This window comes from Micromonospora yasonensis, assembly GCF_026013475.1.
Lineage (GTDB): Bacteria > Actinomycetota > Actinomycetes > Mycobacteriales > Micromonosporaceae > Micromonospora > Micromonospora yasonensis.
Map to the genome: position 1 here is coordinate 1 of NZ_JAPDPH010000138.1, position 19,205 is coordinate 19,205.

Here is a 19,205-nt window from a genome sequence, read left to right on the forward strand (position 1 = left end):
GCCCCGCCGCGGCCGAGCCGCATCACACCGGCCGGTACTCGACCTCTGGTCGGCCCGGGGTGCCGTAGCGGGGCGCGCGGACCGCGCGGTCGGCGGAGACCAGGTATTCCAGGTAGCGGCGGGCGGTCACCCGGGAGATCCCGGTACGCCGGCTGACCTCGGTCGCGGAGAGCCCGCCGTCGCCGAGGGCGGCCAGCACGGTGTTCAGCGTCTGCTCGTCGAGCCCCTTCGGCAGGGTGTGCCGGGCCGCGCCGCGCAGCGTGGCGAACATCCGGTCCACCTCGTGCTGGGCGGCCACCTCGCCCTCGGCGACCGCCTGCCGCCGGTACTCCGCGTAGCGCTCCAGCTTGTCGCGGAACGCGGCGAAGGTGAACGGCTTGAGCAGGTAGTGGGTGACCCCGAGGGAGACCGCGGTACGGACCACCGCCAGATCCCGGGCCGAGGTCACCGCCAGCACGTCGACGCTGCTGCCGGCGGCCCGCAGCGCCCGGCAGACGTCCAGCCCGGGCAGGTCGGGCAGGCGGAAGTCGAGCAGCACCAGGTCGACGTCAGCGCCGCCGCGGTGCCGCAGCGCCGCCATCGCCTCCCGCGCGGTGTGCGCCACCCCGACCACCACGAAGCCCGGCACCCGCTCGGTGTACGCCTTGTGCGCCTCCGCCAGCAGCGGCTCGTCCTCCACCACCAGCACCCGGATGTCGCGCATGCCGGCACTCCGCTCCGCGCCAACCCGCTCGCTGCGCTCGCTCATGCGGCCTCCTCGCTCCGCTCGGCGGCCGCATGAGGCTCCACCGCACTGCGTCTGATGATTCGCTCGCTGCGCTCGCTCATTGCGGCTCCCTCGGGATCGGCAGCCGGACGGTGAAGACGGTTTCCCCGTCGTCGGTGCGCCCGACGTCGGAGCTGCCGCCGTGCCGGCGGACCACCTGCCCGACCAGGGCCAGGCCCAGTCCCCGGCTGGCGCTCTTGGTGGACCAGCCGCGGCGGAACGCGTCCGCCACCCGCTCCGGGTCCAGCCCCGGGCCGGTGTCGGCGACCCGGACCACGAGCTGGTCGTCGGCCGCGCCGACCAGGACGCGGACCCGGCGGGGCGGGGCGGTGCCGGCGACCGCCTCCAGGGCGTTGTCGACCAGGTTCCCGACGACGGTGAGCAGGTCGGTGGTGGGCAGCGGGCTGTCATCGAGGCGGCAGTCCGGGTCGATCACCAGGTCCACGCCCCGCTCGCCGGCCCGCGCCGACTTGCCGAGCAGCAGCGCGGCCAGCGCCGGCTCGGTCACCGCCCCGACCACCCGGTCGGTGAGCTGCTGGGCGAGTTCCAGGTCCCGGGTGGCGAGCCGGACCGCCTCGTCGGCGCGGCCCAGCTCGACCAGGGTGAGCACGGTGTGCAGCCGGTTGGCCGACTCGTGGGTCTGCGCCTGCAGTGCCTCGGTGAGCGCGCGTACCGAGTCGAGCTCGCTGGCCAGGTTGCGCAGGTCGGTCTGGTCACGCAGGGTCAGCACGGTGCCGAGCACGGTCCCCTCGAAGCGGGTGGTCCGCTGGTTGGCGACCAGCACCCGGTCGCCGGCGAGGACCGGCTCGTCGTGCGTGTCCCGCCCGGAGGCGAGCAGCTCCGCCACCGCCGGGGGCAGGTCGACGTCGGCCACCGGCCGGTCGGTCACCGGGACGTCCTCGTCCAGCCCGAGCAGGCGGCGGCCCTCGTCGTTGACCAGCGCCACCCGCCGGTCCCGGGTCAGCACCACCAGCCCCTCGCGTACGGAGTGCAGGACGGCGTCGTAGTACTCGTACATCCGGCTCATCTGGGCCGGACCGAGACCGTGGGTCTGCCGCCGGAGCCGGCGGCTGAGCAGCCAGGACCCGGTGGCGGCGAGGGCCAGGGCGGGTACGGCGGCGGAGAGCAGCACCGGCACCTGGGCGAGCAGTTTGCGGTTGATCACCTTGGTGGTGATGCCCACGGAGACCAGGCCGACGATCCGGGGGCCGTCGCCGTACACCGGGACGACCGCGCGCACCGACTCACCGAGGGTGCCGACGTTGGTGGTGGTGAACGACGCCTCTCCGGCGAGCGCGGGGCCGATGTCGCCGATGAACGGCTGCCCGATCAGCTTCGGGTTGGGGTGCGAGTAGCGGGTCCGGTCCGGGGCCATCACCACCACGAAGTCCGTCTTCGTGGCCTTCCGGATCGACTCCGCGTACGGCTGGAGGGCGGCTGAGGGGTCGGGGGAGGCCAGGGTGGTACGGACCTCGGGGGAGTGCGCCACGGTCTGCGCCACGGCGAGCACCTGTTCCCGTGCCGCCTGCTGGGAGTCACTGCGGGCGAGCATCACCGCGCCGGCCGCGCCCGCCAGCACGAGCAGCGTCACCACCACGGCCTGGAGGGCGAACAGTTGCCCCGCGATGCTCCACTGCCGTCGGGCCACGTCCCCCTCCTTCCGCCGCTGGCCGTCCCGCAAGTCTGGCGCACCCGGCCGGTGCGGTTTCCGCCGTGCTTCGCGGGGGTGAACAGAATGAACGCAAGCGTGCCGTACGTTGAGACCGGCTTCACATTGTGGGCATGGACACCACCACACCCACCCCCGTGGCCGCCCGGCCCGCGCGCCGGGACCGGACCCGCTACCTCTACCTGGCGGTCATCGTGGCCGTCGTCGCCGGCATCCTGGTCGGCCTCGTCGCACCCGAGGCCGGCAAGGAGTTGAAGCCGCTCGGCACCGGTTTCGTGAACCTGATCAAGATGATGATCAGCCCGGTCATCTTCTGCACGATCGTCCTCGGTGTCGGATCCGTGCGGCAGGCGGCGCGGGTCGGCAAGGTCGGCGGCCTCGCGCTCGGCTACTTCCTGATCATGTCGACGGTCGCGCTGGCCATCGGCCTGGTGATCGGCAACCTCATCCACCCGGGCTCCGGCCTGAACCTCGGCGCGGACCTGGCCGGTTCCGGCCAGAAGGCGGCCGGCGGCGAGGCCGGCGGCACCGTCGACTTCCTGCTCGGCGTCATCCCGACCTCCCTCCTCTCCGCGCTGACCGAGGGCTCGGTGCTCCAGACGCTGCTGGTCGCCCTCCTGGTCGGCTTCGCCGTGCAGGCCATGGGCACCCGGGGCGAGCCGGTGCTGCGCGCGGTGGGCGTGATCCAGCGCCTGGTCTTCAAGGTGCTCGCGATGATCATGTGGGTGGCCCCGATCGGCGCGTTCGGCGCGATGGCCGCCGTGGTCGGCGCGACCGGCATGGACGCGCTGACCAGCCTGGCGCAGATCATGCTCGGCTTCTACGCCACCTGCCTGATCTTCGTGCTGGTGGTGCTCGGCGCCCTGCTCTGGTTCGTCGCCCGGATCTCGATCTTCTCGTTGCTGCGCTACCTGGGTCGGGAGTTCCTGCTGATCCTGTCCACCTCGTCGTCGGAGTCGGCGCTGCCCCGGCTGATCGCCAAGATGGAGCACTTCGGCGTCGGCAAGCCGGTCGTCGGCATCACCGTGCCGACCGGTTACTCCTTCAACCTCGACGGCACGGCGATCTACCTGACCATGGCCTCGCTGTTCATCGCCGACGCGCTGGGCAAGCCGATGGCGATCGGCGAGCAGATCGGCCTGCTGGCCTTCATGATCATCGCTTCCAAGGGTGCCGCCGGGGTCACCGGCGCCGGGCTGGCCACCCTCGCCGGCGGCCTCCAGTCGCACCGGCCGGACCTGGTCGACGGCGTCGGCCTGATCGTCGGCATCGACCGGTTCATGTCCGAGGCCCGAGCGCTGACCAACTTCGCCGGCAACGCCGTCGCCACCGTCCTGGTCGGCACCTGGACCGGCGAGTTCGACCGGGACCAGGCCCGGGCGGTCCTGGCCGGGGAGCGACCCTTCGACGAGGCCACCATGCTCGACGAGAACGACGCGGGCGAGGAGGCGGCCGACCGGGGTACGCCGACGCGGCCCGCCGCCCTCGCCGACGCGCCGGCCTGAGCCGGCGATCTACCCCGCCCCGCATCTGCGATCTTGGGCAGTTTCCGTTCCGCGTAGACGGAAACTGTCCAAGATCTGCGGCGGTGGGGACGGCGCGGGCCCGAACAGCAGCGGGCGTGGCAGGCCCGCTCCGGCAGCGGGCAGGCCACGGCCTGGCGATTGGCGCTGACCGGGCGTCGGTCGCTGGGGCTAGCGTCGCGGCATGGATCTCGAGCAGGCGCAGAAGCTGTGGCAGCCGGAGCCCGGGTGGCTGAACACCGCCACGTACGGGCTGCCGCCCGAGCCGGCCTGGACGGCGGTGCAGGACGTGCTCGCCGACTGGCGGGCCGGGCGGGTCTCCTGGGAGGGCTGGGCCGAGTCGGCCGGCCAGGCGCGTCGCACGTTCGCCGGCCTGGTCGGGGTGGCCCCGGCCGATGTGGCGATCGGCAGCACGGCGTCGCAACTGCTCGCTCCGGTCGCGGTCGCGCTGCCGCCCGGGGCGACCGTGGTGGTGCCGGAGATCGAGTTCACCTCCAACCTGTTCCCCTGGCTGGTGCAGGAGGAGCGCGGGGTCCGGGTGCGGACGGTGCCGGCGGAGGGCCTGGTCGACGCCATCGACTCCGACACCGACCTGGTGGCGTTCAGCCTGGTGCAGTCCTCCGACGGCACGGTCGCCCCGTACGACGAGATCGTCGCGGCGGCCCGGGCGCACGGCGCGCTCGTCGCGGTGGACGCCACCCAGGGCTGCGGCTGGCTGCCCTTCGACGCGAGCCGGGCCGACGCGGTGGTGGTCTCGGCGTACAAGTGGCTGATGGCGCCGCGCGGCGTGGCCTTCGCCTACCTGGCCCCCGCGCTGCGCGAGCGGCTGCGTCCCGACGCCGCCAACTGGTACGCGGGCGCGGACCCGCACGCCTCCTACTACGGTCCGCCGCTGCGGCTCGCCGACGACGCCCGGCGGTTCGACACCTCCCCGGCCTGGTTCTGCTGGGTCGGGGCGGCGCCGGCCCTGGACCTGCTCGCCGAGATCGGGCTGCCCGCCGTCCACGCGCACGACGTGGCGCTGGCCAACCGGTTCCTCGCCGGGCTGGGCCGGCCGCCGGGCGACAGCGCGATCGTCACCGTGACCGTGCCCGGCGCGCAGGAGAAGCTGGCCCGGGCCGGGGTGCGCGCGGCGGTGCGGGCCGGCCGGGTCCGGGCCTCGTTCCACCTCTACACCACCGAGGCGGACGTCGACCTGGCCCTGGACGCGCTGACCGGCTGACGAGCCGGCGAGGCTCAGGCCAGGTGGCCGCCGATCTTCGTGTGGCCGCGCAGCAGGTCGCGGGAGATGATCAGTCGCTGCATCTCGTCGGTGCCCTCGAAGATCCGGTACAGCCGGACCTGCCGGTACCAGCGCTCGATGGGCAGCTCACGGGTGTAGCCCATGCCGCCGTGGATCTGGAGCGCGCGGTCCACCACCCGGTTGACCATGCCGGCACCGTAGAGCTTGCCCATCGAGGAGGCGTGCCGCGGATCCAGGCCCTGGTCGACCGTCCACGCCGCCTTGAGCACCAGCCAGCGGGCGGCCTCCAGTTCGGTCTCCGAGTCGGCGATCATCCACTGGATGGCCTGGTTGGTGCCGATCTTGGTGCCGAAGGTCTCCCGGGTGTTGGCCTGGTCGATCGCCATCTGCAACACCCGCTCGGCGATGCCGATCGCGTGCGAGGGAATGGTGTAGCGGCCCTTGCCGATCCACTCCATCCCGAGCGCGAAGCCCTGCCCCTCGGTGCCGAGGATGTTGCGGTGCGGCACCCGTACGCCGTCGAAGACCAGCGAGGCCGGGCCGCCCTCGCCCATGGTCTGGATGAACTCCGAGCGCCAGCCCATCTCCCGGTCCACCAGGAACGCGGTGGCGCCGCCGTTGCGGGCGCCCTTCGCCGGGTCGGTCACCGCGACCACGATGGCGAAGTCGGCGTCGTTGCCGTTGGTGATGAAGGTCTTCTCCCCGTCGAGCACCCAGTCGTCGCCGTCGCGGCGGGCGCGCAGCCGGATGTTCGCCGCGTCGGAGCCGGCCCCGGGCTCGGTGATCGCGAAGCAGGAGATCCGGTCCCCCTCGATGGTGGGGACGAGGAACTCCCGCTTCTGCTCCTCGGTGGCGTGGAAGAGGATGTTGTCCGCCTCGCCGCCGAACCGGAACGGCACGAAGGTACGTCCCAACTCGGTCCAGATCAGCGACTGCATGACCGCCGGCAGGTCCATCCCGCCGTACTCCTGCGGGGTGGCCAGTCCCCAGAAGCCGAACTTCTTCGCCTTGAGTTGGAGTTCGCGCAGCTCCGCGCGGTCCAGGCCGGGCCCGTGGGCGCGTTCGCGGCGCAGCACCTCCTGCTCCAGCGGCATCACCTCACGGGTGATGAAGGCGCGGGCGGTGTCCCGGACGGCCCGTTCCTCGTCGGACAGTGCGAAGTCCACGGTGCCCCCTCGACGTCGGCGCTGCGCCGGACCATGCTCAAACTAGCGGCGTAAGTTTTCATCCGTCTAGCCCCCTCCTTCCACCGTCGAGGTGAGGTCCGGCCAGCCGAGGTGCGGATAGGGTGCGTGCGCAGGTGGTTGCCGACGGGAGGATGGGATGACGTGCCGCGACCCCGACAGGCCCTGCTGAGCCGGGAGCGGATCGTCACCACCGCGCTTGCCCTGATCGACGCCGACGGGCTGGCCGCGCTCTCCACCCGGCGGCTGGCCGCGGCGCTCGGCGTGCAGGGCCCGTCGCTCTACAACCACTTCGCCACCAAGGACGAGATCCTCGACGCGGTGGCGGACAGCGTCACCGCCACCGTCGACGTCAGCGCGTTCGGCCGGTACGACTGGTGCGAGGCCCTGCGGCGCTGGGCCGTCTCCTACCGGGCGGCGCTGGCCGCGCACCCGAACATCGTCCCGTACCTGGCCCAGGGGCCGGGCCGGCGGCCCGCCGCCCTGGCCATGGCCGACGCGGTCTACGGCGGCCTGGTCCGGGCCGGGTGGCCGCCGGCGCGGGCCACCCACATCGGCGCCGCCCTGCGCTACTACGTCGCCGGTTCGGCGCTCGGCTCGTTTGCCCGAGGCTTCGTCGAGGACCCGGCGCTGTACGCCGCGCACCCGCACCTGAGCCAGGCGCACCGGCTCGCTGGCCACCAGCGCAGCGTCGACGAGGGCGCGTTCGTCCTCGGCCTGGACGCGTTGCTGCACGGCCTCGCGGCCGAGTACGAGCGGACCGTCGCCGGGCTGGAGCCGGCCACCGCCAGGGAGTAGCGTCCGAAATCCGCCCCTTCCGGAAGGACGCCATGGATCTCGCCGCCGCGCCCCCCGCCCGCCTGGTCCGCCGCCACCTGCACGTCGCCGGCGAGTGGGTCGACCCGGCGGACGGCGAGTCGATCCCGGTGGAGAACCCGGCCACCGGGGAGATCGTCGGGCAGGTCCCCGCCGGCACCCCGGCCGACGTCGGCCGGGCCGTCGCCGCCGCCCGCGCCGCCTTCCCCGGCTGGGCCGCGACCGCCCCCGCCGAACGGGCCGACCACCTCGACCGGCTGCACGCCGCGCTGGCCGCCCGCGCCGACGAGATCGCCCGGACCGTCGCGCTGGAACTGGGCACCCCGCTCAAGCTCGCCGCCCGGGTACAGGCCGGGCTGCCGCTGGCCGTGCTGCGTGGCATGGTCGACCTCGCCGCCCGGCCACCGGCCGAGGAGACCGTGGGCAACTCGCTGGTGGTCCGCGAGCCGGTCGGCGTGGTCGGCGCGATCACCCCGTGGAACTACCCGCTGCACCAGGTCGTCGCCAAGGTCGCCCCGGCCCTCGCCGCCGGCTGCACCGTGGTGCTCAAGCCCAGCGAGCTCACCCCGCTGACCGCCTACCTGCTCTTCGACGCGGTCGCCGAGGCCGGGCTGCCGGCCGGGGTGGTCAACCTGGTGCCCGGCACCGGCCCGGTGGTCGGCGAGGCGCTCGCCGCCCACCCGGACGTCGACCTGGTCTCGTTCACCGGCTCCACCGTCACCGGCCGCCGGATCGCCCACCTCGCCGCCGACCGGATCGCCCGGGTGGCCCTCGAACTCGGCGGCAAGTCGGCCAACCTGATCCTCGCCGACGCCGACCTGCCCAGCGCGGTGCGGGTGGGCGTCGGCAACGCCCTGCTCAACTCCGGGCAGACCTGCACCGCCTGGACCCGGATGCTGGTCCACCGGGACCGTTACGCCGAGGCGCTCGACCTGGTCGCGGCGGCCGTGGCCGGGTACCGGCCCGGTGACCCGTTCGACCCGGCCACCCGGCTCGGCCCGCTGGTCTCCGCCGCCCAGGCCGAGCGGGTCCAGGGCCACATCGCCCGGGCCGTCGCCGACCGGGCCCGGCTGATCGCCGGCGGTCCGGACGCCCCGCTGCCGACGCGCGGCCACTTCGTCGCGCCGACCGTCTTCGCCGACGTGCACCCGGACAGCGCCCTCGCCCAGGAGGAGGTCTTCGGCCCGGTGCTCGCGGTCATCCCGTTCGACGACACCGACCAGGCCGTCGCCATCGCCAACAACTCCCGGTACGGGCTGGCGGGCGCGGTCTGGTCCGCCGACGAGGAGCAGGCGCTCGCCGTCGCCCGGCGGCTGCGTACCGGCCAGGTGGACGTCAACGGCGGCGCGTTCAACCCGCTCGCCCCGTTCGGCGGCTACCGGCAGTCCGGCCTCGGCCGGGAGTTGGGCGCCCACGGCATCGCCGAGTTCACCGAGCTGAAGGCGATCCAGCGGTGAGGGCCCTGGTGGCCCGGGGCCGGGACGCCACCCCGGCCGTCGAGGAGGTACGGCTGCCCGCCCCCGGCCCCGGCGAGCTGCGCGTGCGGATCCGCGCCGCCGGCCTCTGCCACTCCGACCTGGCCATGGTGAACGGCACCCTCGCGCCCGCGTACCCGCTGGTGCTCGGGCACGAGGCGACCGGTGTGGTCGCCGAGGCGGGGCCGGGCAGCCGGCTGCCGGTCGGCACGCCGGTGGTGCTCAACTGGGCCCCCGCCTGCCGGACCTGCTGGCACTGCCGGCACGGGGAGCCCTGGCTCTGCGCCGCCAACACCGCCCCGGCGGTGGCCCGGGGCGAGACCGCCGGCGGCGAGCCGCTGCACGTCACCCTCGGCCTCGGCGCGCTCGCCGAGGAGGTGGTGGTGCCCGAGCACGCGGCCGTCCCGATCCCCACCGGCCTGCCCCCGGAGCAGGCCGCGCTGCTCGGCTGCGCGGTGCTCACCGGCACCGGCGCGGTGCGCAACACCGCCCGGGTGGCCGCCGGCGAGTCGGTCGCGGTCATCGGGCTGGGCGGGGTCGGGCTGGCCGTGCTCACCGCCGCGCGGCGGGCCGGGGCCGGGCCGATCCTCGCCGTCGACGTGGTCGAGGCCAAGCGCGACCTCGCCCTGGCCGCCGGCGCCACCGACTTCCTGCTCGCCGACGACCGGCTCGCCAAAGAGGTACGGGCGCGCACCGAGGGGCGCGGCGTCGACCACGCCTTCGAGTGTGTCGGGCGGGCCGCCACCATCCGGTCCGCCTGGCGGCTGACCCGGCGCGGGGGAGCGGTCACCGTGGTCGGCATGGGCGGCAACGACGACCTGCTCACCCTCTCCGCGCTGGACGTCTTCCACTCCGCCCGTACCCTGCGCTCCTCGGTGTACGGGTCGTCCGACCCGGACCGGGAGGTCCCGGAACTGGCCGCCGCGCTCGCCGACCGCACCCTCGACCTGCGCCCGCTGGTCAGCGGCACCATCGACCTGGACGAGGCGCCGGCCGCATTCGGCCGGCTGGCCCGCGGCGAGGGCGCCCGCTGGGTGGTCACCTTCCCGGACTGACCGCGCCCTCGATCAGCGCCGCGTACCCGTCGAGGAGCCGGCGCAGGCCGAAGTCGAAGACCGTCTCCAGGTCGAGGTCGACCCCGGCGTCGGTCAGCGCGGCCATGGTGGACAGGCCGCTACGCCCAGGTGCGGATGGACGCGTGGAGCACCGGGCGGGTGGCGCTGCTCGGCGACGCCGCCTGGTGCCCCTCCCCGCTGACCGGGCAGGGCACCAGCCTCTCCCTGGTCGGGGCCTACCTGCTCGCCGGTGAGCTGGCCGCCGCCGGGGGTGACCACCGGGTCGCGTACCGCCGCTACGAGGAGCTGCTGCGGGCGCACGTGACCAAGGGCCAGGAGCTACCCGGCGGCGGGATCTCCGGATTCCTGCCGGCCACCCGGACCGCGATCCGGATGCGGGACGCCACCATGCGGGCGATGGCCTCCCGCCCGCTGCGCGGGCTCGCCACCCGGCTGTTCTTCAGCCACGCCGACGGCCTGGCCCTGCCGGAGTACGCCGCCGCCCGGTGACGGTGGCGGCGCCACATGTCGACGCGCACCGATCACTGTCGGCCCCGGCCGACGGTGGCGAACGGGCCCGTCCCTATGGTGGGCGGGCCCGTTCGGCGACGGCCGAATGTGTGGGGGATCGACATGGCTCGACCACTTCGATCCGCCGTAGGTTTCCTGCACGCGACGGCCCTGTGACCCCGGTCACCGACTCGGTCGTCGCGGACGGACCTGCGGAGGGTGAGGCGATGGCCGGGCAAGCGATCCTGTCGGCCCGTGGGCTGACCCGGGACTTCCGGGGCTTCCGGGCCGTCGACGGGGTCGACCTCGATGTGGCGCCGGAGACCGTGCACGCCCTGGTGGGGCCGAACGGCGCCGGCAAGACCACGCTGTTCAACCTGCTCACCGGCTTCCTGCCGGCCAGTGCCGGGCGGATCGAACTGGCCGGTCGGGACATCACCGGCCTGCCCCCGGAGCGGGTGGCCCGGCTGGGTGTGGCCCGCTCCTTCCAGATCACCAGCCTCTTCCCGCAGCTGTCCGCCCGGGAGCACGTGCAGCTCGCCCTCCAGTCGCCCAGCGGGCTGGGCTGGCGGTTCTGGCGCTCGGCCAAGCTGATGCGTCGCTACCGGGACCGGGCCGACGAACTGCTCGCCATGGTCGACCTCGCCGAGCTGGCCGAGGCGCCGGCGGAGGCCCTGGCGTACGGCCGGAAGCGCGCCCTGGAGCTGGCCATCGCCCTCGCTCTCGACCCCAAGGTGCTGCTGCTCGACGAGCCGACCGCCGGGATGGGGCTCGAGGACGTGGACCGCACCGTCGACCTGATCGCCACCGTCCGCAAGGGCCGGACCGTGGTGATGGTCGAGCACAACATGAGCGTCGTCGGCCGGCTCGCCGACACCGTCACCGTCCTACAGGCCGGCAAGGTGCTGGTCGAGGGGCCGTACGAGCAGGTCCGCGCCGACGAGCGGGTCATCACCGCCTATCTGGGAGCCGCCGATGCTGCGCATTGAGAACCTCTCCGCCTGGTACGGCGAGGCCCGGGTGCTGCGGGAGGTGAGCCTGGAGGTGGCCGCCGGCGAGGTGGTCACCCTGGTCGGCCGCAACGGTGCCGGCAAGTCCACCCTGCTGCGCAGCGTGATGGGGCTGCACCCCGGCCAGCGCGGCACGGTCAGCCTCGACGGCCGGGACATCACGAAACTGCCGGCGTACAAGCGGGCGCGGGCCGGGCTCGGCTGGGTCCCGGACGACCGCGGCGCGTACGCCACGCTGACCGTCACCGAGAACCTCACCCTGCCGCCCCGGGTCGGCCCCGACCCGTGGTCGCTGGAGCGGATCTACGAGGCGTTTCCCGCTCTCCACACCCGGCGCGACTCGGCGGCCACCATGCTCTCCGGCGGTGAGCAGCAGATGCTCGCCCTGGCCCGGGTGCTGCGGATGGGCGCCCGGCTGCTGCTCTGCGACGAGCCCACCGAGGGACTGTCGCCGCTGCTCGTGCAGCAGGTCGGCGACCTGCTGCGGGAGGCCAAGAAGCACGGCGTGACCGTGCTGCTGGTCGAGCAGAACCTGCACTTCGCCACCGGCGTCGCCGACCGGCACTACCTGCTGGCCGAGGGACGGATCGCGGAGGCGATGGACAACTCCGAGGTGCGCTCGCGGGAGCGCGAGCTGCTGGCGTACCTCGGCATCTGAAACGACGGCTGACCCGCGCGGACCGCGCGGTGCGAAGGGGATGGAAATGCGTGCAAGCGTGGGTGTGGCCGCCGCCTCGGCGGCGATGGTGGTGCTGCTCACCGGCTGCGGCGGCGGTGGCCCCCAGTCCGGCGGCGATTCGAAGCTGACCGGCGACAAGATCGTGCTGGGCGTGCTGAACGACCAGTCCGGGGCCTACTCGGAGCTGTCCGGGAAGAACTCGGTGAAGGCCGTGGAGATGGCCATCGCCGACTTCAAGGCCAAGTACGGCGACAAGGCGATCACCAAGAACATCAGCGTGGAGACCGCCGACCACCAGAACAAGCCGGACGTGGCCAACAGCAAGGCCCAGGAGATGTACGACCGCAAGGGCGTCGACGCCATCCTCGACGTGCCGACCTCCTCGGCCGCGCTGAAGGTCGCCGACGTGGCCAAGGAGAAGAAGAAGCTCTACTTCAACATCGGCGCGGCGACCACCGACCTGACCGGCAAGAGCTGCAACAAGTACACGTTCCACTACGCGTACGACACCTACATGCTGGCCCACGGCACCGGCACGGTCACCACCCAGCAGGTCGGCAAGAACTGGTACATCCTCTACCCGAACTACGCCTTCGGGCAGGACATGGAGAAGAGCTTCTCCGCCGCCATCACCGCAGCCGGCGGCCAGGTGGTCGGCAAGGACGGCGCGCCGTTCCCGAACACCAGCGGCGACTACTCGTCGTTCCTGCTGAAGGCCCCCACGCTGAACCCGAAGCCGCAGGTGCTCGGCACCATGCAGGCCGGCGCGGAACTGGTCAACGTGGTCAAGCAGTACAACGAGTTCAAGCTGCGGGACAAGGGCGTCGGGCTGGCCGTGGGTCTGATGTTCATCACCGACATCCACTCGCTCACCCCGGCCGCGCTGGCCGGCACCACCTACACCGACGCCTGGTACTGGAACTTCGACCAGCAGAACCGGGAGTGGGCCGACCGGTTCCAGAAGGAGACCGGCACCCGGCCGTCCTTCGCCCACGCGGCCAACTACTCCGCCGCCATGCAGTACCTGGAGGCGGTGCAGGCCGCCGGCACCGACGACGCGGACGCCGTGGTGAAGAACCTGGAGGGCAAGGAGATCAACGACCTCTTCCTGCGCAACGGCAAGATCCGCGCCGAGGACCACCGGGTCGTCCACGACGCGTACCTGGCCCAGGTGAAGCCGCAGGCCGAGGTGACCGAGCCCTGGGACTACGTGAAGATCCTCAAGACCATCCCGGCGGCCGAGGCGTTCCGCGCCCCGTCGCCGGACTGCAAGATGTGACGGGCTGATGTCAGGTTTCCTGCAGAACACGTTCAACGGGTTGGTGAGCGGGGCGTTCTACGCCCTGCTCGCCCTCGGGCTCGCGGTCATCTTCGGCATGCTCCGGGTGGTGAACTTCGCCCACGGCGCCTTCTACATGCTCGGCGCCTTCGGGGCGTACGTGCTGCTCTCCGAGGCGGGCGTGCCGTTCTGGGCGGCGTTGGTGATCATGCCGGTCGCGCTGGGCCTGCTCGGCATGCTGCTGGAGCGGGCGGTGATCCACCGACTGACCCGGCTCGACCCGCTCTACAACTTCCTGCTCACCTTCGGGCTGACGCTGATCCTCCAGGACCTGGTCAAGTCCCGGTACGGCATCCAGTCCAGCCCGTACGCCACCCCGGCCGAGCTGAGCGGGACGGTCGACTTCGGACTGTTCGACTTCCCCACCTACCGGGTCTTCATCCTCGGCTTCACCGTGCTGCTCTGCGTCGCGGTCTGGTGGGTGCTCGGCCGGACCCGGGTCGGCATGGTGGTCCGGGCCGCCACCGAGCGTCCCGAGCTGACCCGGGCCTTCGGCATCGACGTGGGAAAGTGGGTCACCCCGGTGTTCGGCTTCGGCATTGCCCTGGCTGGGCTGGCCGGGGTCCTGGCCGCCCCGATGCGGGCGGTGAACCCGCTCATGGGCGCCGACCTGATCATCGTGGTCTTCGCGGTGGTGGTGATCGGCGGGCTCGGCTCGATCTTCGGCTCGGTCGCCGCCGGCTTCGGCATCGGCCTCATCCAGGCCTGGGGCGAGGCGTACCTGTCGGACTTCCCGATCGTGTCGCAGACCGTCGTGTTCGTGGTGATGGCCGCGGTGCTGCTCTGGCGGCCGGCCGGCCTGTTCGGCCGTGAGGAGGCACCGGCATGACCAGCGCCGTCGACACCCCCGCCGAGGAGTCGGCCCGCCGCACGATGCCGTCTGGGCTGCTCACCGTGGCCCGGGCGCCCGGCTGGGTCCGGTACGCGCTGCTCGCCGCCGGCCTGCTCGTGGCGCTCTGGCTGCCCAGGGGGATCTACCCGGCGGTGGCCGTGGACATCCTCTGCTGGGCGCTCTTCGCCGTCTCGGTGGACCTGCTGCTCGGCTTCACCGGGCTGATGTCCTTCGGGCACGCCGCGTTCTGGGGCACCTCGGCGTACGTGACCGGCCTGGTGGCGATCCACGCCGGCCTGCCCTTCCCGGCGGCCGTGCTGGTCGGGGCCCTCGCCGCGGCGCTGCTCGCGCTGCCGATCGGCTACCTGGCGGTCAAGCGCACCGGGATCTACTTCGCGATGGTCACCCTGGCCTTCGCGCAGATGGTCTACTACGTGGCCAACGAGTGGCGTTCGGTCACCCAGGGCGAGAACGGCCTCCAGGGCGTGCCCCGGGAGTTCTTCGGCGTCGATCTCTCCGACGACTACTACTTCTACTACGCGATCCTGCCGATCGTGCTGCTCGGCCTGTTCGCCGCCTGGCGGATCGTGCACTCGCCCTTCGGTCGGGTGCTGGTCGGCATCCGGGACAACCCGGCCCGGGCCCGTGCGCTCGGCTACCCGGTGCACCGCTACAAGCTGACCGCGTTCGTCCTGTCCGGATTCCTCGCCGGGCTGGGCGGCGGGCTCTTCGCGGTCGGCCACCGGTTCGTCTCGCTGGACGTGCTGCACTGGACGACCTCCGGCAAGGCCGTCATCGTGGTGGTGCTCGGCGGCATCGGGACGCTCTGGGGCGGCGTGCTCGGCGCGGCCCTGGTGGTCCGGCTGGAGGACTGGCTGTCGTTCTCCGGCTTCGAGGCCATCGGCCTGGTCACCGGCGGCATCTTCGTGCTCGTCGTGCTGCTGTTCCGGCGCGGCATCTGGGGCACCATCGCGCACCTCGCCCTGCGGGTCCGGCGTAGATGAAAGGAGGGGCCCCTTCTTAACGTCTGCGGTATAGCAGGGGCCCCCGGTTAACACCTGTCCGGACGTGCTCAGTCGGGCAGGATGCCGCGGAGCAGGGCGGCGACCGCCGACTCCGGGTCGAAGTCGTCCTTCGGGCCGGCCAGCTGGTTGCTGAGCAGGCCGTCCACCAGGGCCAGCAGCATCCGGAAGTGGGCCGGTGGGTCGGCCGAACCGAGCCCGGCGAGCACCGGCAGGCCCCACTCGGCCAGCCGGTCCCGGCCCGCGGCCACCTCGGCGCGCAGCGCCGGCTGGACGGCGGCCTCGGCGAAGAGCGCGTACCGGGCCAGGGTGAGCACCCGCCCCTCGGTGGTGAGCTGCCGGATCAGCCGCCCGAGCACCGCCGCGAAGGCGGCACGGTCCCCGGGTGGCAGCTGCCGGGCGAGTTCGTCCCACGCCGCCGTCTCCACCTCGACGAGCCGGCCGAACACGCCGGCCACGAGGGCTTCCCTGGTGCGGTACGCGTTGGACGCGGAGCCCTCCGGCAGGCCCGCCTCGGCGTCGACCGCGCGGTGGGTGAGCTGCCGCAGTCCCCGGGTGCCGAGCACCCGGATCGCCGCGTCGAGCAGGAGCTGTCGCCGGTCCGTCACGCCCGACAGACTACAGCCGTAGTGCCCGGGACTACATCTGTAGTACGGTGCCGGCATGGCGAAGCGCGCGGTGGTGGTCGGGGGCGGGATCGGTGGTCTGGCGGCGGCGATCGGGCTGCATGCCGCCGGCTGGCAGGTGACCGTCCTGGAGCGGTCCGCGGCGCTGCCGGAGACCGGCACCGGGCTCGGCATCTGGCCCGGGGCGATGCGGGCGCTGGACGCGCTCGGGGTGGGGGCGGAGGTGCGGCGGCAGGGGCGTCCCCAGCCGGGCGGGGCGATCCTGCGCCCGGACGGCAGTCGGATCGCCACCATCGACGTGGGCAGGCTGGAGCGGCGGTACGGCGAGCCGGTGCACCTGGTCACCCGCCCGGTGCTGCTCGCCGTCCTCGCCGGCGCGCTGCCCGAAGCGGTGCTGCGTCTCGCCGAGCCGGTCACCGACCCCGACGCGCTGGTCGAGGCGTACGACCTGGTGGTCGGGGCGGACGGGATCGGCAGCGTGGTGCGGACCGCGCTGCACGGCGACCGCTACCCGCTGCGGTACGCCGGCACGGTGGCCTGGCGCGGGGTGGCCGACATCGCGGTCCCGGTCGGCGGGGAGACCTGGGGGCGGGGGCGCAAGTTCGGCCTCACGCCGGAGGGCTCCGGGCGGACCAACTGGTACGCCGCCGTCGCGCTCCCCGAGGGCCACCCCGCGCCCGCCGACGACGTCGCCGAGCTGCGCCGTCTCTTCGGCGACTGGCACGAGCCGATCCCGCGACTGCTGGCCACCCTCACCCCGGACGGGATCCTGCGCCACGAGATCCACGACCTCACCCCGCTGCCGTCCTACGTGTCCGGTCGGGTGGCCCTGCTCGGCGATGCCGCCCACGCCATGACCCCCGACCTCGGGCAGGGCGCCTGCCAGGCGCTGATCGACGCGGTGGCGCTGGCCGACTGCCTCCGCGGCGCCGGCGACGTGCCGGCCGCATTGCGGGCGTACGACCGGCGGCGACGTCGGCCCACCCAGCGGATCGCGGCGGCGGCCCGGTGGGCGGGCCGGCTCTCCCAGACCCGCCGCTGGCTGCCGGCGCGGGACCTGGCGCTCCGGCTGGCCCTGGCCGCCGGCCCGCCCGGCTGAGCCGTCGGGGCGGACCTTACCCGCAGTGGTGACCTGGCGCACAAACAATACGAACCGGTTCCGTATCGAAACCCTCTCACCTACGCTCAGCAGCGTTACGAGTCTGCCCCGTTTCGTATTTCGACGCGGGTTTGCCGGGGGGAGAACCGGACATGGAACCGCACGAGAACACCGGACACCCGAGGAGGTGGGCGATCCTGGGGGTGCTGGTGATCAGCCTCCTCGTGGTCGTCCTCGACAACACGATCCTCAACGTCGCCCTGCGTACCCTCGCCGACCCGGTGCACGGCCTCGGGGCCAGCCAGGGCGAGCTGGAGTGGGCGATCAACTCCTACACACTGGTCTTCGCCGGGCTGCTCTTCACCTTCGGCATCCTCGGCGACCGGCTCGGCCGCAAGCGCTTCCTGGTGATCGGCCTGACCCTCTTCGGGCTGGCCTCGCTGCTGTCCGCGTACGCCCAGGACCCGGCGCAGCTGATCGCGGCCCGCGCGCTGATGGGGGTCGGCGGCGCGGCCATCATGCCGGTCACCCTGTCGATCATCTCCAACGTCTTCGACCCGCGGGAGCGGGCCCGGGCGATCGGCGTCTGGGCCGGCGCGGTCGGCCTCGCCGTGGCGATCGGCCCGGTGCTCGGCGGCGCCCTGCTGGAGCACTACTGGTGGGGCTCGGTCTTCCTGATCAACGTGCCGGTGGTGGCGCTCGGCGTGGTCCTGGTCGGCGCCCTGGTGCCGGAGTCCCGTGACCCGCAGCCCGGCCGGGTGGACCTGCTCGGCGTGCTGCTCTCGGTGGTCGGCCTGGTCGCGCTCACTTACGGCATCATCGACGGCGGCGAGCACGGCTTCGACCGGCTGCCGGTCTGGGGCGCGATCGCCGGTGGCCTGGCCGTGCTGGCCTGGTTCGTCGGCCACGAGCTGCGCAGCGACCACCCCTCCCTGGACGTCCGGCTGTTCCGGGTGCCCCGGTTCGCCGCGCCGGTGGCGATGGTCGGCCTGGTCTTCTTCGCCGCGATGGGCGTGATGTTCTTCGGGGCGTTCTACCTCCAGCTGGTCCGCGGGTACACCCCGCTGGAGAGCGGCCTGCTCTTCCTGCCGTTCGCATTCGCCCAGCTCATCTTCGCCCCGCGCAGCGCCGCCATGGTCCGCCGGTACGGCGGCCGGGCGGTCTCCTCGACCGGCCTGCTGCTCACCGCCGTGGCGCTCGGCGCGTTCGTGTTCATCGACGCGGACACCCCGATCTGGATCTTCTCGGCGCTGGGCTTCGTCCAGGGCGCCGGGATGGCCAACATCATGCCGCCGGCCACCGAGTCGATCATGTCGGCGCTGCCCCGGGAGAAGGCCGGCGTCGGCTCGGCGGTCAGCAACACGGTCCGCCAGGTGGCCGGCGCGCTCGGCGTAGCGGTGCTCGGCTCGGTGCTCTCCGCGGTCTACCGCAACGAGGTGACCCCGGCGCTGGCCGGCCTGCCCACCCCGGCCCACGAGGCGGCCCGCGAGTCGATCTCCGGCGCGTACGCGGTCGCCGAGCGGCTCGGTCCGGCGGCGCCCCGGCTCATCGCGGCGGCCAACGACTCGTTCGTCTCGGCGATGCACTGGGCGGCGGGCATCTCCGCCCTGGTGGCCGCCCTCGGCATCGGCATCGTGCTGCGCTGGATGCCGGGCCGCCCGGTGGTCGGGACGGAGACCCGGCCGGCCACCGAACGGGAGCTGGCCGGGACCCCGTAGGTTCGGCGACAATGTCCGACATGACTACCCACGCCGACGCTCCGCGGTCGCCCGGTCGACCGCGGAGCGTCCGCGCGGACGAGGCGATCGTGCAGGCCACCCTCGACCTGCTGGCCGAGGGCAGCACCATCGAGGCGCTCTCCATCGAGGCGATCGCGGCCCGCGCCGGGGTCGGCAAGGCCACCATCTACCGCCGCTGGTCCGGCAAGGACGCGCTGCTGCTCGACGCGCTGCGCCGGCTCAAGGGGATCATGCCGCAGCCGGCCGGTCAATCCGTCCGGGACGACCTGGTGCTGCTGGTCGGCGCGGTCGGCCACAACATCGACCCTCGGGCCGACAAGATCATGCCGTGCCTGGTGCCCGAGGTGAACCGCAGCCCGGACCACTACCACCTCTACCAGAACATCGTCGAGCCCCGGCGGGCGCTGATGCGCCAGGTGCTGCAACGCGGGGTGGACAGCGGTGAACTCCGGGCCGACCTGGACGTCGAACTCGCCACCGCCCTGCTCACCGGCCCGATGCTGATCCAGCGGGTGCTGCGCTGGCACCCCGAGCTGGACGACCGGATCCTGCCCGAACGCATCGTCGACGCCGTCCTGGACGGCATCCGCGCCCGCTGACCGCCGGTCGGTGAAGCGG

General features: G+C 73.3%; 19 protein-coding genes. 14 read left to right on the plus strand and 5 right to left on the minus strand.

Features of this window, described 5'->3' with window-relative positions; translation table 11 throughout:
* Positions 1-22 precede the first annotated feature (22 nt).
* Together ONA70_RS24155 and ONA70_RS24160 are read right to left on the minus strand one after the other, a co-directional pair.
* Positions 23-748, minus strand: a complete 726-nt coding sequence (locus tag ONA70_RS24155) for a response regulator (RefSeq protein ID WP_319958429.1) — start codon at positions 746-748, stop codon at positions 23-25.
* A 76-nt stretch (positions 749-824) separates the two neighbouring features.
* Positions 825-2,414, minus strand: coding sequence for an ATP-binding protein (locus ONA70_RS24160; RefSeq protein WP_265008765.1), 1,590 nt, complete (start codon positions 2,412-2,414; stop codon positions 825-827).
* A gap of 134 nt (positions 2,415-2,548) precedes the next feature.
* Between ONA70_RS24160 and ONA70_RS24165 the strand changes: the two genes are divergently transcribed.
* Complete coding sequence (locus tag ONA70_RS24165) at positions 2,549-3,940, plus strand: cation:dicarboxylate symporter family transporter (RefSeq protein WP_265008766.1); 1,392 nt, start codon at positions 2,549-2,551, stop codon at positions 3,938-3,940.
* Between the two features lie 202 nt (positions 3,941-4,142).
* On the plus strand, positions 4,143-5,180 hold the full coding sequence (locus ONA70_RS24170; protein ID WP_265008767.1) for an aminotransferase class V-fold PLP-dependent enzyme: 1,038 nt from the start codon (positions 4,143-4,145) through the stop codon (positions 5,178-5,180).
* A gap of 14 nt (positions 5,181-5,194) precedes the next feature.
* On the opposite strand, the gene ONA70_RS24175 is transcribed toward ONA70_RS24170, so the two are convergent.
* Positions 5,195-6,367, minus strand: coding sequence for an acyl-CoA dehydrogenase family protein (locus tag ONA70_RS24175; protein WP_265008768.1), 1,173 nt, complete (start codon positions 6,365-6,367; stop codon positions 5,195-5,197).
* A gap of 162 nt (positions 6,368-6,529) precedes the next feature.
* Between ONA70_RS24175 and ONA70_RS24180 the strand changes: the two genes are divergently transcribed.
* Genes ONA70_RS24180 through ONA70_RS24190 form a run of 3 tightly spaced genes read left to right on the plus strand, consistent with a single transcriptional unit; the run spans position 6,530 to position 9,731 of the window.
* Positions 6,530-7,183 carry a TetR family transcriptional regulator gene (locus tag ONA70_RS24180; protein WP_265008769.1) on the plus strand — a complete coding sequence of 218 codons (654 nt, stop codon included), beginning with the start codon at positions 6,530-6,532 and terminating at the stop codon, positions 7,181-7,183.
* A gap of 32 nt (positions 7,184-7,215) precedes the next feature.
* Entirely contained in the window at positions 7,216-8,658 is a 1,443-nt protein-coding gene (locus ONA70_RS24185; RefSeq protein WP_265008770.1) for an aldehyde dehydrogenase family protein, read from the plus strand.
* Positions 8,655-9,731: an alcohol dehydrogenase catalytic domain-containing protein gene (locus ONA70_RS24190; RefSeq protein ID WP_265008771.1), complete on the plus strand. Its 1,077-nt coding sequence runs from the start codon at positions 8,655-8,657 to the stop codon at positions 9,729-9,731. Before ONA70_RS24185 ends, ONA70_RS24190 begins: the two co-directional genes overlap by 4 nt.
* On the opposite strand, the gene ONA70_RS24195 is transcribed toward ONA70_RS24190, so the two are convergent.
* Complete coding sequence (locus ONA70_RS24195; protein WP_265008772.1) at positions 9,715-9,837, minus strand: hypothetical protein; 123 nt, start codon at positions 9,835-9,837, stop codon at positions 9,715-9,717. The two genes, ONA70_RS24190 and ONA70_RS24195, sit on opposite strands and share 17 nt — an antisense overlap.
* 29 nt (positions 9,838-9,866) lie before the next feature.
* Between ONA70_RS24195 and ONA70_RS24200 the strand changes: the two genes are divergently transcribed.
* The 6 genes from ONA70_RS24200 (at position 9,867) to ONA70_RS24225 (ending at position 15,105) form a co-directional block, all read left to right on the plus strand.
* On the plus strand, positions 9,867-10,241 hold the full coding sequence (locus ONA70_RS24200) for an FAD-dependent monooxygenase (protein ID WP_265008773.1): 375 nt from the start codon (positions 9,867-9,869) through the stop codon (positions 10,239-10,241).
* A 227-nt stretch (positions 10,242-10,468) separates the two neighbouring features.
* The gene (locus tag ONA70_RS24205; RefSeq protein WP_265008774.1) at positions 10,469-11,230 is read left to right on the plus strand and encodes an ABC transporter ATP-binding protein; all 762 of its coding nucleotides are present in this window, start codon (positions 10,469-10,471) and stop codon (positions 11,228-11,230) included.
* Positions 11,217-11,909, plus strand: coding sequence for an ABC transporter ATP-binding protein (locus ONA70_RS24210; RefSeq protein WP_265008775.1), 693 nt, complete (start codon positions 11,217-11,219; stop codon positions 11,907-11,909). The genes ONA70_RS24205 and ONA70_RS24210 overlap by 14 nt, the downstream gene beginning before the upstream one ends.
* 40 nt (positions 11,910-11,949) lie before the next feature.
* The gene (locus tag ONA70_RS24215) at positions 11,950-13,209 is read left to right on the plus strand and encodes an ABC transporter substrate-binding protein (protein ID WP_265008776.1); all 1,260 of its coding nucleotides are present in this window, start codon (positions 11,950-11,952) and stop codon (positions 13,207-13,209) included.
* Between the two features lie 7 nt (positions 13,210-13,216).
* Positions 13,217-14,098, plus strand: coding sequence for a branched-chain amino acid ABC transporter permease (locus ONA70_RS24220; protein ID WP_265008777.1), 882 nt, complete (start codon positions 13,217-13,219; stop codon positions 14,096-14,098).
* Positions 14,095-15,105 (plus strand): branched-chain amino acid ABC transporter permease, encoded by a 1,011-nt coding sequence (locus ONA70_RS24225; RefSeq protein ID WP_265008778.1) that lies wholly within the window; start codon positions 14,095-14,097, stop codon positions 15,103-15,105. Before ONA70_RS24220 ends, ONA70_RS24225 begins: the two co-directional genes overlap by 4 nt.
* Positions 15,106-15,173: 68 nt before the next feature.
* Here the strand turns inward: ONA70_RS24225 and ONA70_RS24230 are convergent, their stop codons facing one another.
* Positions 15,174-15,731, minus strand: a complete 558-nt coding sequence (locus ONA70_RS24230; RefSeq protein WP_265008779.1) for a TetR/AcrR family transcriptional regulator — start codon at positions 15,729-15,731, stop codon at positions 15,174-15,176.
* 55 nt (positions 15,732-15,786) lie between these two features.
* On the opposite strand from ONA70_RS24230, the gene ONA70_RS24235 reads away from it, so the two are divergent.
* The 3 genes from ONA70_RS24235 to ONA70_RS24245 all read left to right on the plus strand — a co-directional run bounded on the left by ONA70_RS24235 (position 15,787) and on the right by ONA70_RS24245 (position 19,186).
* Entirely contained in the window at positions 15,787-16,848 is a 1,062-nt protein-coding gene (locus ONA70_RS24235) for an FAD-dependent monooxygenase (protein ID WP_265008780.1), read from the plus strand.
* A 152-nt stretch (positions 16,849-17,000) separates the two neighbouring features.
* Positions 17,001-18,566, plus strand: coding sequence for an MFS transporter (locus tag ONA70_RS24240; protein ID WP_265008781.1), 1,566 nt, complete (start codon positions 17,001-17,003; stop codon positions 18,564-18,566).
* A gap of 11 nt (positions 18,567-18,577) precedes the next feature.
* The gene (locus tag ONA70_RS24245; protein WP_265008782.1) at positions 18,578-19,186 is read left to right on the plus strand and encodes a TetR/AcrR family transcriptional regulator; all 609 of its coding nucleotides are present in this window, start codon (positions 18,578-18,580) and stop codon (positions 19,184-19,186) included.
* Positions 19,187-19,205 lie beyond the last annotated feature (19 nt).

Coding starts and splice junctions, on each gene's coding strand:
- ONA70_RS24155 (WP_319958429.1), bottom strand. CDS start 748: ATGAGCGAGCGCAGCGAGCGGGTTGGCGCGGAGCGGAGTGCCGGCATG.
- ONA70_RS24165 (WP_265008766.1), top strand. CDS start 2,549: ATGGACACCACCACACCCACCCCCGTGGCCGCCCGGCCCGCGCGCCGG.
- ONA70_RS24170 (WP_265008767.1), top strand. CDS start 4,143: ATGGATCTCGAGCAGGCGCAGAAGCTGTGGCAGCCGGAGCCCGGGTGG.
- ONA70_RS24185 (WP_265008770.1), top strand. CDS start 7,216: ATGGATCTCGCCGCCGCGCCCCCCGCCCGCCTGGTCCGCCGCCACCTG.
- ONA70_RS24195 (WP_265008772.1), bottom strand. CDS start 9,837: ATGGCCGCGCTGACCGACGCCGGGGTCGACCTCGACCTGGAGACGGTC.
- ONA70_RS24200 (WP_265008773.1), top strand. CDS start 9,867: ATGGACGCGTGGAGCACCGGGCGGGTGGCGCTGCTCGGCGACGCCGCC.
- ONA70_RS24205 (WP_265008774.1), top strand. CDS start 10,469: ATGGCCGGGCAAGCGATCCTGTCGGCCCGTGGGCTGACCCGGGACTTC.
- ONA70_RS24210 (WP_265008775.1), top strand. CDS start 11,217: ATGCTGCGCATTGAGAACCTCTCCGCCTGGTACGGCGAGGCCCGGGTG.
- ONA70_RS24215 (WP_265008776.1), top strand. CDS start 11,950: ATGGAAATGCGTGCAAGCGTGGGTGTGGCCGCCGCCTCGGCGGCGATG.
- ONA70_RS24220 (WP_265008777.1), top strand. CDS start 13,217: ATGTCAGGTTTCCTGCAGAACACGTTCAACGGGTTGGTGAGCGGGGCG.
- ONA70_RS24225 (WP_265008778.1), top strand. CDS start 14,095: ATGACCAGCGCCGTCGACACCCCCGCCGAGGAGTCGGCCCGCCGCACG.
- ONA70_RS24235 (WP_265008780.1), top strand. CDS start 15,787: ATGGCGAAGCGCGCGGTGGTGGTCGGGGGCGGGATCGGTGGTCTGGCG.
- ONA70_RS24240 (WP_265008781.1), top strand. CDS start 17,001: ATGGAACCGCACGAGAACACCGGACACCCGAGGAGGTGGGCGATCCTG.
- ONA70_RS24245 (WP_265008782.1), top strand. CDS start 18,578: ATGTCCGACATGACTACCCACGCCGACGCTCCGCGGTCGCCCGGTCGA.